Below are 14,011 nucleotides of genomic sequence, written 5' to 3'. Positions count from 1 at the left end.
CTTGGATAACTGGAGGTCAGGGCTGCGCGTTGCGCTGCAGGTAGCGGTCGCGCAGTTCGGTCTGGCGCGAGCGCATCGGCATCGCCCGGCCGCCCAGCCAGACCTGTTCGGCATAGTGCGCCACGTCCAGCGGGTCGCCCTCCCACAGCACCAGGTCGGCACGCTTGCCCGGCTCGATGCTGCCGATCTGGTCGGCCACGCCGAACGCCTGCGCCGGCACCCGGGTCAGGCCGGCCAGGCCGTCGGCCCAGGGCAAACCGTTGGCCACGGCATTGCCGGCCAGCTGGCGCATCTTGCGGGCGTTGTGCGAGGCGTCGCCTCGCTGCACGAACGAGACCGCCACGCCGGAACGCTGCAGGCGTGCCGCATTTTCCAGGGTTGCACCGATCTGGTCGAAGCTCGCCGGCAGGTTGGACAGCACATCGACGAACACCGGTACCTGTGCGGCGGCCAGCTCCGGCGCCAGCTGCCAGGCTTCGCTGCCACCGGCGATGGCGATCTTCACTTTCTCGCGGGCGGCCCAGCGCAGCAGCTGGCGGATGTCCGCCGCGCGGTCCACCTCCACCACAATGCGGCCCTGGCCGGCCAGGTAGCGGCCCAGCGTGCGGCGCCCGGCCGGGGTCAGCAGCGCATGCGGCGAGTCCGCGGCGACCTGGCCGCGTGCCTCGTCCACCATCTGCTGCAGCAGCATCCATTGCGCCGCACGCGAATGCCCGGTCAGCTCCACTGCGGCCGATCCCAGGCGCAGGAACAGCGCGCGCGGCCCGAGGGGATCGGCGCTGCCGTCCAGCCGCATCACGCCACCCTGGCCTGCAACGAAGCCGCCACCGGTGGCCGCCCCCAGGGCGGTGAAGCCGATGCCGTCCAGGCGCGCCACCGGGATCAGCACCGAGGCCGGGTTGTACGCCAGGGTGACATCGAACTCGGGGCGCAACGGTTGTTCGCCGATCTTCAACGTGCTGTCGACCGTGCTCGCTTCACCGGAGACCTCTTCGATGCCGATCTCGGTGATGCCCCCGAACAGCGCCGGTGTCAGCGGACGGCCATCGGCCTCGACCACGCTGGCCCCGGCCGGGGCGGACAGCCCGCTGCCGACGGCGCGGATGATCCCGCCCTGCACCAGCACATCGGCGTGCTGCAGGCTGCCGCGCGCGCTGGCCGTGTGTACGGTCGCGTTGCGCACCAGCAGGTCCTGCGCCTGCACGGATGCGGAGAGGCAGGCCAGCACCATGACCGTAGCGCCGAGCCATGCCCGGCGACGCTTGTTCAACGCGCCCATCAGTGCACCTCCTGGCCAAGCTGGAAGTCGGAACGTGGCGTGGCCGCAGGTGCGCTGCGGTCGTACAGGCGGCGGCCGTCGATGAAGACCTGCTCGGCCAGCGCGTACGAGCTGAAGGGGTTGCCGTTCCACACCACCACGTCGGCCATCTTGCCGGCCTCCAGGGTGCCGGTCTGGCCTTCAATGCCCAGCGCTCTGGCGGCATTGGCCGTCATCCAGGTGATGGCATGTTCGGGGGGGATCTCCGGCATGCGTGCGCGGCGCGCGGCGGCGATCACCTTGGCCGCTTCCTGGTTCAGGCGCTGGATGCCTTCGGGGGAGTCGGAATGGACGATGGCGCAGCTGTTCTTCGGCCGATCGACCAGTGCGATGTTCTCCGGAATGCCGTCGAAGGCTTCCATCTTGAAGCCCCACCAGTCGGCCCACAGCGCGCCGCAGACGCCGTCGGCGGCCAGCCGGTCGGCCAGCTTGTAGGCCTCCACGCCGTGGTGGAAGGCGGCCACCTTGAAGCCGAATTCCTTGGCCAGGTCGAGCATGGTGGCCATCTCGTCGGCGCGGTAGCAGTGGATATGCACGCGGATGTCGCCCTCGATCGCACCGGCCAGCGTTTCCAGCTTGAGATCGCGCTTGCCGCCGGCATCACCGGCGCTGTCGCCCTTGTCGCTGCCGAACCAGCCCTTGCGCTTGGCCGGCTTCGGTTTGTTCTTGGCGATGTAGTCGGCGGCATCGATGAAGGCGGCGCGGTAACCGGCAACGTTGCCCATCCGCGTGGCCGGAGCGACGCCCTTGCCTCCGCCGTAGACCCGCTTCGGGTTCTCGCCGCAGGCCATTTTCAGCCCCCACGGCGCGCCGGGGAACTTCATCGCCTGGTAGGTGATGGCGGGGACGTTCTTCAGGGTCACACCACGACCACCGACCAGGTTGGCCGAGCCCGGCAGCACCTGCATGCTGGTCACGCCGCCGGCCAGTGCGGTGGCGAAACCCGGGTCCTGCGGCCACACCGAGTGCTCGGCCCAGACGTTGGCGGTGACCGGCGCGGTCATCTCGTTGCCGTCGCTGTGCGCGCCGACGCCCGGGCTGGGGTACACGCCCAGGTGCGAGTGCACGTCGATCAGGCCCGGTGTGACCCACTTGCCCTGCGCATCGATGCGGGTGACACCAGCATCGGCCTGCAACTGGCGGCCGACGGCAACGATGCGGCCCTCGCGCAGCAGCACGTCGGCGTTGTCCAGGCGCTGGCCGGTGCCGGTCAGCACGGTCGCGTTCTGGATCAGCACCGGTGCATCGGGGTGTGCCTGGTAGGTGCTGGGGTAGGGATCGGCGACGAAGCGCGAGGCGCCCACCGCCGGTGCCGTGCTCAATGAAAGCAGCGCCAGTGCCACCCCGGTGCGCAACAACGTCGATGCCATGCAGTTCCCCTCACCAGAAACATGAATCCACGGACGCTAGCCGGGGCCGATGTGGCTTGCCAAGTGACCTTGGACAGGGGCGTGGGGGGGGGGGGGGGTAGGAATTTTCTGATGGAGGATTTGTGAAGGAAATATTAACGTTGGATGAAGCGATGGGCTGATTACGTCTTGCGCTGACCCGTATCACCAGCTTACGCACCTGCTCCAACGACGGAGCCGGGCCCGTACCTCTCATGGAATCAAGGACGCAACCGATGACTGCTGCAAAGCTCCGCCGTTCGACCGTTTCGCGCCGTTCCTTCCTGCCCTCGCCGCTGGCGTCGGCCATTGTCGGTTCCTTGCTGGTGGCCACCGCACTGCCGGTCCTGGCCCAGGACAATGACGACGCCCTGGCCCGTTACCAGCTGCAGCGCAGCCTGCAGTCGGCGTTCGCCGCGCAAGGCGGAGTGAGCGCCTCCGCTCCCGCGATGATCGCTCCCTCGGTAGCGATTCCGGTGGCGGCGCTGGCTCCCAGCGTCGGTGCTTCCGCGGAGCCGGTCATGGGCAGGCCCGGCGACGCTGCGAGCTGGCGTACCAGTGAATTCGAACTCGACTGGGGCCTGGCTGCGATCAATGCCGACGTGGCCTATGCGCGCGGGCTGACCGGTGCGGGCATCCGCCTGGGCGTATTCGACAGTGGCACGGGTCTGGACCATCCGGAATTCGCCGGCAAGGACAACCGCAGCATCCGCATCGCCGATCTGATGGCTGACGGCACGCGCTGCACCAACACCACCGCAGTGCGTGGGCCGGCGGCCTGCTTCGCCAGTGATGGCGATGACGTCCAGATCAGCTATGTCGGGTACAACGCCAATGTGCCCGACAACATCCGCAGGATCATCGAGTCGGGCCCCTATGTGCAGCCGGGGATGCAGTTCGAGATCCATGGCACGCACGTTGCTGGCACCATCGCGGCGAACCGGGACGGAAGCGGCATGCACGGTGTGTCCTTCGGTTCGGACCTGACCGTTGGCCGGCTGTTCTCCGACAGCATCCGCGAGTGGCAGCGCACGGCGACTGGCTACTCGGTCGTGACACTGGGCGCGATCGGCCCGAAAGTCAGCGCCTTCCAGGACCTGTATGCCCAGATGAACGCGCAGGGCGTGCGTGCCATCAACCATAGCTGGGGCCTGGTCACGGAACCGACGACAGCGACGGACATGGACGCGATCTACAACGACCCGGACGACCGCCAGTACCTGAACACCTTTGCCGACGGATCGCGTGCGCGCGGGATGATCCAGGTGTGGGCGGCCGGCAATACCAGTTCGGTCATTCCGACGCCTGCGCAGAGCCCCATCGCCGGCCTCTACGCCACGCTGCCGCGCGCATTCGCCGACATCGAGCCGTACTGGTTGAGCGTGGTCAACGTCGGTACCAACCTGACCCTGAGCAATCGCTCCAACAAGTGCGGCCTGAGTGCCAACTGGTGCCTTGCCGCACCGGGTTCGGACATCGTATCGACCGCCTATGGTGATGATTCCAGCCTGGCCGGCAGCGTCGGCATCGACGCCAACGGCAATGTCAGCCTGGACATCCAGCAGCGCGTGCCTACCTATGGCTATGCGCTGCTGAGTGGAACCTCCATGGCCGCGCCCCACGTCACCGGCGCGCTGGGCCTGCTGTTTGAACGCTTCCCCTATCTGGACAGCGCGCAGGTGCGCGATGTGCTGCTGACCACGACCACCGATCTGGGCGCGCCCGGCATCGACGACATCTACGGTTGGGGCCTGTTGAACCTGGCCAAGGCCATCGAGGGTTACGGTTCGCTGCGCGTGGACACCAACGTGGTGATGAACCAGCGTGCCGGTGGCCTGAAAGTGTGGGAGGGCGATGCCTGGGACAACTGGACCAACGACATCGGCGGCCCCGGCAAGCTGACCAAGAGCGGCATCGGCTGGCTGCGCTTGAGCGGCGACAACAGCTTCAACGGTGCGCTGGTGCGCGAGGGCGTGCTGGAACTGGATGGCGTCAATACGCTCACCGGAGCGGTGGACGTGGCCGGCGGTAGCTTCCTGCTCAATGGCAGGTTGAAGAACACTGCGCTGAACAGTCAGGGGGGCTCCAGCCATATCAACGCACGCGGTGTGCTGGATGGCTCCGACCTGAACGTCAACGGTGGCGTGGTCATCTTCGACGGTGTGCAGCGCGGCGCCCACACCTCGGTGGCCGCGCAGGGGACGTTCGAATTGAACGGAAGGCTGGAAAACAGCGCGTTGACCAGCCTGGGCAACAGTCGTGTGAATGCAGGCGGGGTACTCGCAGGCTCCGATCTGACCGTCAACGGTGGCGTGCTGTCGTTCAACGGCACGCAGAGCGGTGGTCACACCCTCGTTGGCCCGAACGGCACGCTGAAGGGCATCGGCCAGCTGGGCGATACCACCGTGGCCGGTATCGTTGCACCGGGCAACTCGATCGGCACGCTGACCATCAACGGCGACTACGTGCAGACCGCCACCGGTGTGTACCAGGCCGAGCTGGCCCCGGGCGGGCACAGTGACCAGTTGCGCGTCACCGGTACCGCCACCCTGGGCGGCACCCTGATCGCCCTGCCGGAAGCAGGCACCTATTACCTGGGTGAGCAGTTCAACTTCATCCGTGCCGACGGCGGAATCCGTGGCCAGTTCGCCACCACCGACTTCAGTGCGTTCTCGCCGTTCCTGAAATTCGGGCTGTCCTATGGCACCGGTGGCGCGCGCATTGAAGTCACCCGTGGCAATCCGCTCGCCAGTGCCGCCAGTACCGACAACCAGCGCGCGGTGGCCACTGTGGCCGACCGGCTGGCGGTCAACCAGGGCCTGCCGCGCCCACTGACCCTGCTGTTCCCTCAACAGGTAGGCGCTGCACTGGACGGCCTCAGCGGCGAGCTGCATGCGGCCACCGCGATGGCCCTGGTCGAGGGCAGCCGCTACGTGCGTGATGCCGCACTGTCGCGCCGCGTCGGTGCACGCGCGCCGGGAGCAGACGGCGACGCCGCCACGGGGGTCTGGGTACAGGCCATCGGTGGCAGCACCACGCTGGACGGCAATGGCAACACCGCACGCACCGAAGCCAACAGCAGCGGCCTGCTGGTAGGCGTGGACCGCGAGATCAACGGCTGGCAGGTCGGCATGCTGGCCGGTACCGGCCGTACCGATGCCAAGCAGCAGGAAGGACGCCGTGCGCGTGCCAAGGTCGACAATACGCACCTGGGGGCCTATGCCAGTCACGACTGGGGCGCCTTCGGCCTGCGGGGTGGCCTGGCCTGGAGCGAGCATGAGGTGAAGAGCACCCGCGAGCTGGCCTTCTCCGGTTACAGCGATACGCTGGCGGCACGCTATGACGGCCGCACCCGCCAGGCGTTCGTCGAGGCGAGCTATCGCTTCGGCGGCCCCGAGGCGGGGCTGGAACCTTACCTGCAGCTCGCACGTGTGGAAGTGGACATGAAGCGCGTCAACGAACGCGGCGGCGCGGCTGCACTGCAGGGTGAGGTGGACGATCTCCGTATCACCGTGGCCACGGCCGGCCTGCGTCTTGACAAGGGCCTGAAGGCTTCGTTCCAGCAGGACAGCTGGCTGCACCTGCGCGGTGGCGTCGGGTACCGCCATGCCAGCGGGGATCGCGACCCGGCGGCCCGCTTCGCCTTTGCCACCGGCAGCGACAGCTTCGTGGTCAGCGGTGCCCCGATGGCTGACAGGACGGTGGTGGCCGAACTGGGGCTGTCGGCATGGTTGACCGCACGCCAGCAGCTGGAGCTGGGCTATAGCGGCCAGTATGGCGACGAAAGCCGTGACCACAGTGCCAACCTGCGCTGGTCGGTGCGCTTCTAAGCCGCCGGTTACCGCAGGGAAACCAGGAGGGCGGCCGCAGGGTCGCCCTTCTTCGTTGCCGGCCCAGGTGTGGGTTGGCCCGTGCACGCCTACAATGGCGGCCCCCACGCCGTACCGGACCGCCCATGAAGAGCAAGCAGGAAATCGTCGACAACTGGCTGCCGCGCTACACCGGCGTGCCGCTGGACCAGTTCGGCCAGCACATCCTGCTGACCAACTTCGGCGGCTACCTGCACACCTTTTCCGAGCTGACCGGTGCGCCCATCATCGGCCTGGACCGGCCGATGGCCAGCGCCACCATCGATGGCATCACCATGATCAACTTCGGCATGGGCAGCCCCAATGCCGCGATCATCATGGACCTGCTGTCGGCGGTGATGCCCAAGGCGGTGCTGTTCCTGGGCAAGTGCGGTGGCCTCAAGCGCAAGAACCAGCTGGGTGACCTGGTGCTGCCGATCGCGGCGATCCGCGGCGAGGGTACGTCGGGCGACTACCTGCCGCCGGAAGTGCCAGCCTTGCCGGCGTTTGCGCTGCAGCGTGCAGTCTCGACCATGATCCGTGACCTCGGCCACGACTACTGGACCGGCACCGTCTACACCACCAACCGCCGGGTCTGGGAGCACGACGAGGCCTTCAAGGAGCGGCTGCGGGCGATGCGCTGCATGGCCATCGACATGGAAACCGCCACCGTGTTCGCAGCCGGTTTCGCCAACCACATTCCCAGTGGCGCGCTGCTGCTGGTCTCGGACCAGCCGATGATCCCCGACGGGGTCAAGACCGAGGCCTCCGATGCCAAGGTCAGCTCCCAGTTCGTGGAAAACCATATCCAGATCGGTATCGAGGCGCTTAAGCTTATCCGGCGCAACGGCAAGTCGGTCCGCCACCTGCGCTTCGACGAATGATGATGATGGCCTGGCGCGGCGCGCCGGCCCTGGGGAGTAGGTGATGGACGTTGCCGCGCAAGTGGTGGATTTCTGGAAAGAAGCGGGCCCTGCGAAGTGGTTCGCCCGCGACGATGCGTTCGACGCGCAGTTCCGCCAGTTGTTCCTGGATGAGCATTTCGCCGCCGCTTCGCGTGGGCGTGAACACTGGCTGGGCAGTGCCGAGGGCGCACTGGCGCTGATGCTGCTGCTGGACCAGTTCCCGCGCAACTGCTTCCGCGGTACTGCCCATTCCTATGCTACCGATGGCCTGGCCCGGCACTACGCCATGCGCGCCATCGAGGAAGGCCTGGACCTGCAGCTGGTGCCGAAGCTGCGCGCCTTCATCTACCTGCCGTTCGAGCACTCCGAGGACCCGTTGGACCAGGACCGTTCGGTGGCGATGTTCGATGTGCTGGGCGACAAGGAATACCTGCAGTACGCCGAGCTGCACCGCGACATCATCCGCCGCTTCGGCCGTTTCCCGCACCGCAACGCCGTGCTGGGGCGCATTCCCTCGCCGGAGGAACTGGACTACCTGGCCGAAGGCGGATTCGCCGGCTGAAAAAAGGGGACGGAGGGGATTAAGTCGTTTATGCCACAAACGACTTAATCCCCTCCGTCCCCTTTTTTTTCGGGGGCCAGATCCGCTTCCCGCAGGAAAGGGCGCTGACCCCGCGCCGTCAATCAGTATTTCGGCACGCCGTTGTCGACGTCTTCCGACCAGGCGTTGATGCCGCCGGTCACGTTGAACACCTTGGTGAAGCCCAGGGCGCGGAACTGCTCGGCGGCCTGCGCGCTGCGGCCACCGTGGTGGCACATGAAGGCCAGTGCGGTGTCCTTCGGCAGGGCTTCCAGCGCGGCGCGGCCGTTGCCGTCGAAGGTCTTGAACGGCACGCCCACGGCGGCGATCTCACGTTCGTCGGCCGGGCGCACGTCCACCAGGGTGATGTTGCCGGCACGCACCAGGTCGTCGGCATCGCGCACGCTGATTTCCTGCACCGGCTTGGGCGCGTTCGGATTGTCGATGGCCAGGCCCTTGCCGCGGATGTCGTCCACCCAGTCGATGGTGATGCCGTTGGCGCGACGGGCGCTGGCCAGGTCGAACTGCACGCGCAGGCCATTGGACTCGGCAGCGATGGCGCCTTCGTCGTGCGGGGCCAGCTGGAAGTTCGGCTGGAAACCGGCGTCGATGGACAGCTGCAGGGCCGCGCCCGGGGCATCGGCCAGCGCGCCCTTGAGCATTTCCACGGCGGCCGGGGTGACGGTGATGCTCGGCGGGGTACGGTCCGGTGCCGGCAGCCCCAGCACGCTGCTCAGCTCGCCGCTGGCGGCCATCTGCAGCACGATGTCGCTGCCGCCGACCAGTTCGCCGTCGATGTACAGCTGCGGGATGGTCGGCCAGTCGCCATAGGCCTTGATGCCTTCACGGATTTCCTGGTCGGCCAGCACGTTGACGTGGGCGAACTCGACGCCCAGGTCCTGCAGGGCGCCCACGGCCTTGGCCGAGAAACCGCACTGCGGCATCGACGGCTGGCCCTTCATGAACAGCACGACGCGGTTGGCGTTGAGGATGGATTCGATGCGCGAACGCAGGGCAGGATCGAGGGACATGGACGTCGGGGTTCCGGGAATTCGAACCATCAATTCTACGCCTCATGGCATCATGGGGGATGAGCAACGCAGGAACATTGCATCGCATCCCGACCCGGCCCTGGCGCTGGCTGCCCTGGCTGGTGGCGTCGCAGCTGCTGGTGATCCTGGTCTGGGCCCTGGCGGGCTGGCACTGGGGGCTGCCGCTGATGGTGGCCAGCCACGCACTGTTCATGGTGCCGGTGTTCCTGCCCAACAGTCGCTTCTATGCGCCGGTGCTGAGCCGGTTGCCGGATGTCGGCAACAGCGTCTGGTTGACCATTGATGACGGTCCTGGCCCGGAAACCCGTGCCGTGCTCGACCTGCTGGACCGCCACCAGGCCCATGCCACCTTTTTCCTGGTGGGCGAGCGCGCGCTGGCGCAGCCGGAGCTGGTGCAGGAGATCCTGCACCGCGGCCACGACCTGGGCAACCACAGCCACAGCCACCCGCAGGCGCGCTTCTGGCGGCTGGGCCCGGCGGCGATGCGCGCCGAGATCGAGGGCTGCCAGCACGCGCTGCAGGCGGTAAGCGGTCGCCCGGTGCGCTGGTACCGCTCGGTGGTGGGCATGACCAATCCGTTCGTGGCGCCGGTACTGCAGCGGCTGGGCCTGGTCCGGGTCGGCTGGAGCGCGCGCGGCTTCGACGGCATCGGTTGCACGGCGCAGGGGGTGCTCGACCGCCTGCTGCCGGATCTGCGCCCGGGGGCCATCGTGCTGCTGCATGAGGGGGCCGCCCACGGCCACAACCTGGCGATCATCGAGGGCGTGCTGCAGGCACTGGACGAGCGCGGGCTGAAAGCGCGGCTGCCGGCCCCGTAACGCCGGCCCTGGTGATGTAGAGCAGCCGGGCATGGGCTCGGCTCTACAAGGGGGCGCTGCTGTAGCGCCCGAGCCGATGCTCGGGCGGCGGTGTGAAGCACCGGAAAAACGTCGCAGCGCGGCTCTACAGCGCGGGGCGTTCGGCCACCAGCAACCAGCTGTTGAATGGCGTGCGCCCATGCAGGGGACGCGGCGCCGTCACCTGCAATCCGGCCTCGGCCAGTGTCGCTTGCAGCACGTGCGGGTCGGGGTAGTGGCGCGGCCGCGTGCCCATCCAGCCGACCAGCCAGGCCAACCGGTCCGCCACCCGCGTGGTGCGGTCGCGACCATCGCCGGTGGCCAGCGGCGTGCGCAGCAGCAGGCGGCCGCCGGCGGCCACCCGCGCGCTGGCCGCACGCAGCAATGCCAGTTGTGGGCCCGCGTCCAGGTACTGCAGCACATCCAGCAACAGGACGTGTCCAGGCTGCGCCGGCAGTGGCGCCTGCACGTCCAGGCAGTCGAAGCGTACAGCGTGCAGGCCGGCGGCGGCACGCTGGGCACGGGTGATCTTGCCGGCATCCACGTCCACGCCGAGGTAGGGGTGGGTGCCGCTGCGCTGGCGCAGCACGTGGGCGAACAGGCCCAGCCCGCACCCCAGGTCCAGCAGGGGTTGCCCGTCGTCGGGCAGATGCTGCAGCACGCCGTCATACAGCGGGTCGCTGCCGAGCTTGCCGCGGGTGTAGTAGTAGTCGCGGCGGCTGCCCCAGGCCCGTGCCGGGCGGAACGCTTCGGCGATCGCGCGGGCCTGCGGGGCGGTCAGCGGTGTGCAGGGCAGGGGCGGGCCGTTCCGTGGCGTACCATCCATCGTGTCAGTCCGTGCCACCGAGCAGGTGTGCGGCGACCGGCAGCGCGCGCGCGCTCCACAGTGCGTACATCCGCGCCGACGGGTGCAGGCCGTCTTCGGCGATCATTGCCGGGTTGTCACTCTGCTCACGGCTGATGTCGGTGATGTCGACGAAGGCCACGTCCTGCTGGGTGCTGATCACCTCGGCCGCTGCGTTGAACTCGTCGGTCTCGATCTCGATGGTGGCCAGGTCGCGGCCGCTGCCGGCACCGAACGGCGTCGCGCCCCAGTCGGGGAAGGACAGCACCAGCACACGCCCGGGGCGGCCCCCGGCAAAGCCGATCGCCCGCTGCAGCAGGGCCTGGAACTGTACGCGGTACTCGTCCAGCGGACGGCCGCGGTACTGGTTGTTGACGCCGATCAGCAGGCTGACGAAATCGAACGGACCCTGGGGTGCGGCCGCATCGATGCCGGCGTCCAGCTCGTCGGTGGTCCAGCCGGTGGTGGCGATGGTCTGAGGGTCGGCCAGCGCCACATCCTGCGCACGCAGGGCGGCGGCCAGCTGGTGCGGCCAGCGGCCTTCGACGGCAACGGCTTCTCCGACGGTGTACGAGTCGCCCAGCGCCAGGTAGGACAGCGCCACCGCTCAGGCCACCGAACGGCGCGGCTTCAGCGGCACGACCTTGGTCGCGTCCTCGGCACGCCGGGCCAGCACGCGGTCGATGCGGGCGAACACATCGCGCATCACCGAGGCTTCCGGCAACAGGGTCACGCGGAAATGATGGCGGTAGGGCACGTTGAAGCTGGAACCCGGTACCACCAGCACGCCTTCGTTGTTCATCAGGTCCAGCGCGAAGTTGTGGTCGTCAAAGCCCTTGGCAGCGGCACCGACCACGGCCGGGAACGCATACAGCGCACCGGCCGGCGCGACCAGCGACAGGTGCTCGCTGGCTTCGCAGGCGTCGATCACCGCACGGCGGGTTTCATACAGGCGGCCACCCGGGGTGCACAGTTCGGAGATGGTGTCCGGGCCGTTCACTGCGGCCTCGATGGCGTACTGGCCCGGTACATTGGCGCACAGGCGCAGCGCGCCCAGCAGGTCCAGCGCGGCGCGGAAGTCGCCCAGGCGCGCGTCATCGCCGCTGAGGTGGGCCCAGCCCACGCGCCAGCCGCAGGCACGGTGCACCTTGCTCAGGCCGCTGAAGGTCAGGCACGGATGGTCGCCGGCCAGCGGCGCGACCGGCTGGAACACCGCATCGTCGTACAGGATCTGGTCGTAGATCTCATCGACCAGCAACAGCAGGTTGTGGCGTCGTGCGATCTCGACCACGCGCTCCAGCAGTTCACGCGGGTAGCTGGCGCCGCTGGGGTTGTTCGGGTTGATCAGCACGATGGCGCGGGTGCGTGACGACACCAGTGTCTCGATCTCGCTCGGGTCCGGCTGGAAGCCGTTTTCGGCGGCGCAGCGGTAGTACACCGGTCGGCCATCGTTGAGGATGGTGGAGGCCGACCACAGCGGGTAGTCCGGCGACGGCACCAGCACCTCATCGCCCGGATTGAGCAGTGCGCGCAGCGACAGGTCGATCAGCTCGCTGACACCGTTGCCGACGAACACGCGGTCCGGGTGTGCATCCGGTGCGCCGCGGCGGGCGTAGTAATCGGCGATGGCTTCACGCGCCACCGGCAGGCCCTGCTGGTGGGTGTACGGGTCGGTGCGGCCCATGTCGTCGGCGATCGCGCGCTGCAGGTGCTCGGGTGCGCGGAAACCGAAGTTGCCCGGGTTGCCGATGTTGAGCTTGATCAGCTTGCGGCCCTGCGCCTCCAGCTCCCGCGCTCGCCGGGCCAGTTCTCCGCGGATCTCGTAGCGCACTTCGGAAAGGCGCTCGCGGATGGCCAGGGGCTTGGGCGAAAGGGTGGACATGGGGGCTGGGCCGTCAAAAGGCATGGGGATTCCATCCTACCGGAATTGCTGCAGTGCATGGCAACGGCTCCGCGCCTGCCATTGCTGGGCTGGCCGGGGGCCGTCACAGGTAGAATGGCGGCGATGACCCAGACCCCCGATTTCATCGCCCTGCAGACCATCGGCTGGCCCTGGCCGGGCCCGGCGCAGCAGGCCGACTGGCAGGCCATGATGGCCGCGCACCCGCAGGCCCGCCCGGCGCGGGTGATCGAGCAGCACCGGACCCATTACGTGGTGGCCGATGGCCCGGATGCGGCGATCAAAGCGGAGTCACTGCCGGAATGGCAGCGCCCGCGCTTCCCCAGCCACGAGCGGCCTGCAGTGGGCGACTGGGTGCTGCTGGACGGCATCCGCATCGTTGCGCTGCTGCCGCGTCGCACCGCGATCAAGCGTGGCGCGGCGGGCGAGCACTACCACCAGCAGGTGATCGCAGCGAACATCGATACGGTGTTCATCGTTTGTGGCCTGGATGCCGACTTCAATCCGCGCCGCATCGAGCGCTACCTGCTGCTGGTCGGCGGTGGCGGCGCCGAACCGGTGGTGGTGCTGACCAAGGCCGACCAGACCGAGTACAGCGAGGATGCGCTGGCGGTGCTGGAAGAACTGGAGATACAGGGCATCGCGTTGCATGCGATCAACGGCCTGGATGCCGACAGTGTGGCGGTGCTGCAACCGTGGCTGGGCCCGGGCCGCACGGTGGTGCTGGTGGGCTCCTCCGGTGCCGGCAAATCCACGCTGACCAACACCCTGCTCGGCGAGCAGCGGATGAAGACCAACGCGGTGCGTGCCAACGATTCGCGCGGCCGCCACACCACCACCCATCGCGCGTTGATGCCGCTTCCGACCGGCGCCTGCCTGATCGACACCCCCGGCATGCGCGAGTTGAAGCCGACCGGCGAAGAAACGCTGTCCGAAGGTGGCTTCGCCGACATCGAAGCGCTGGCCACGCAGTGCCGTTTCAACGACTGCAAGCACCAGCAGGAACCGGGCTGTGCTGTCCGCGCAGCGATCGACGCTGGCGAGATCGAAGAGAGCCGGCTGCTGAACTATTTCAAGCTGAAGGAAGAAGTGGCCGCCGCTGCCGCCAAGCTGGCGGTGCGCCAGGCCGAGACCGCGCAGGAACGTGGCGGCAAGAAGGGCAAGGGCCAGCAGTTCCGCCCGGCCGGAAAGCCGCGTAGGCGCTGATGGGTGTTGGGGTCGGATCCCATTGCCTCGCAATGGGCTCCGACCCCTGTATTGAACCCGCGTCTGCCTGCTTCGGGTGGGTGCCAACCTTGGTTGGCACGAATCTGTCCGCAGCCCGCCGTCGGCGCATGCCA

11 protein-coding genes are annotated in these 14,011 nt (G+C 68.1%); 5 read left to right on the top strand and 6 right to left on the bottom strand.

Annotated elements, in window-relative coordinates:
• Positions 1-16 precede the first annotated feature (16 nt).
• Together ACSYHF_RS16915 and ACSYHF_RS16910 are read right to left on the bottom strand one after the other, a co-directional pair.
• Positions 17-1,279: an amidohydrolase family protein gene (locus ACSYHF_RS16915; RefSeq protein ID WP_069139211.1), complete on the bottom strand. Its 1,263-nt coding sequence runs from the start codon at positions 1,277-1,279 to the stop codon at positions 17-19.
• Positions 1,279-2,688 (bottom strand): amidohydrolase, encoded by a 1,410-nt coding sequence (locus ACSYHF_RS16910; RefSeq protein WP_262222023.1) that lies wholly within the window; start codon positions 2,686-2,688, stop codon positions 1,279-1,281. Before ACSYHF_RS16910 ends, ACSYHF_RS16915 begins: the two co-directional genes overlap by 1 nt.
• Positions 2,689-2,942: 254 nt before the next feature.
• Here ACSYHF_RS16910 and ACSYHF_RS16905 point away from each other — a divergent pair, with 254 nt between their 5' ends.
• From ACSYHF_RS16905 to ACSYHF_RS16895, 3 genes are all read left to right on the top strand, one after another.
• The gene (locus ACSYHF_RS16905) at positions 2,943-6,536 is read left to right on the top strand and encodes an autotransporter domain-containing protein (protein WP_447575834.1); all 3,594 of its coding nucleotides are present in this window, start codon (positions 2,943-2,945) and stop codon (positions 6,534-6,536) included.
• 125 nt (positions 6,537-6,661) lie between these two features.
• Positions 6,662-7,438, top strand: a complete 777-nt coding sequence (locus ACSYHF_RS16900; RefSeq protein WP_049415280.1) for an AMP nucleosidase — start codon at positions 6,662-6,664, stop codon at positions 7,436-7,438.
• A gap of 43 nt (positions 7,439-7,481) precedes the next feature.
• Positions 7,482-8,021 carry a DUF924 family protein gene (locus tag ACSYHF_RS16895; RefSeq protein ID WP_005419210.1) on the top strand — a complete coding sequence of 180 codons (540 nt, stop codon included), beginning with the start codon at positions 7,482-7,484 and terminating at the stop codon, positions 8,019-8,021.
• 122 nt (positions 8,022-8,143) lie between these two features.
• Here the strand turns inward: ACSYHF_RS16895 and grxD are convergent, their stop codons facing one another.
• Positions 8,144-9,070, bottom strand: coding sequence for a Grx4 family monothiol glutaredoxin (grxD, locus tag ACSYHF_RS16890; protein ID WP_005419209.1), 927 nt, complete (start codon positions 9,068-9,070; stop codon positions 8,144-8,146).
• 59 nt (positions 9,071-9,129) lie between these two features.
• On the opposite strand from grxD, the gene ACSYHF_RS16885 reads away from it, so the two are divergent.
• On the top strand, positions 9,130-9,909 hold the full coding sequence (locus ACSYHF_RS16885) for a polysaccharide deacetylase family protein (RefSeq protein WP_447575833.1): 780 nt from the start codon (positions 9,130-9,132) through the stop codon (positions 9,907-9,909).
• A 124-nt stretch (positions 9,910-10,033) separates the two neighbouring features.
• Here the strand turns inward: ACSYHF_RS16885 and ACSYHF_RS16880 are convergent, their stop codons facing one another.
• From ACSYHF_RS16880 to ACSYHF_RS16870, 3 genes are read right to left on the bottom strand one after another with little or no spacing between them, the layout of a single operon-like run.
• On the bottom strand, positions 10,034-10,753 hold the full coding sequence (locus ACSYHF_RS16880) for a methyltransferase domain-containing protein (RefSeq protein WP_005419203.1): 720 nt from the start codon (positions 10,751-10,753) through the stop codon (positions 10,034-10,036).
• Between the two features lie 4 nt (positions 10,754-10,757).
• Complete coding sequence (locus ACSYHF_RS16875) at positions 10,758-11,375, bottom strand: SGNH/GDSL hydrolase family protein (RefSeq protein ID WP_447575832.1); 618 nt, start codon at positions 11,373-11,375, stop codon at positions 10,758-10,760.
• A 3-nt stretch (positions 11,376-11,378) separates the two neighbouring features.
• The gene (locus tag ACSYHF_RS16870) at positions 11,379-12,653 is read right to left on the bottom strand and encodes a pyridoxal phosphate-dependent aminotransferase (RefSeq protein ID WP_005419200.1); all 1,275 of its coding nucleotides are present in this window, start codon (positions 12,651-12,653) and stop codon (positions 11,379-11,381) included.
• Positions 12,654-12,767: 114 nt separating this feature from the next.
• Between ACSYHF_RS16870 and rsgA the strand changes: the two genes are divergently transcribed.
• Positions 12,768-13,877 carry a ribosome small subunit-dependent GTPase A gene (gene rsgA / locus ACSYHF_RS16865; protein WP_188247867.1) on the top strand — a complete coding sequence of 370 codons (1,110 nt, stop codon included), beginning with the start codon at positions 12,768-12,770 and terminating at the stop codon, positions 13,875-13,877.
• Positions 13,878-14,011 lie beyond the last annotated feature (134 nt).

The sequence above is a fragment of the Stenotrophomonas maltophilia group sp. P373 genome, assembly GCF_053295075.1.
Note: the sequence above shows the minus strand (reverse complement) of the source record. Positions and strands in the feature narration are given on the sequence as shown.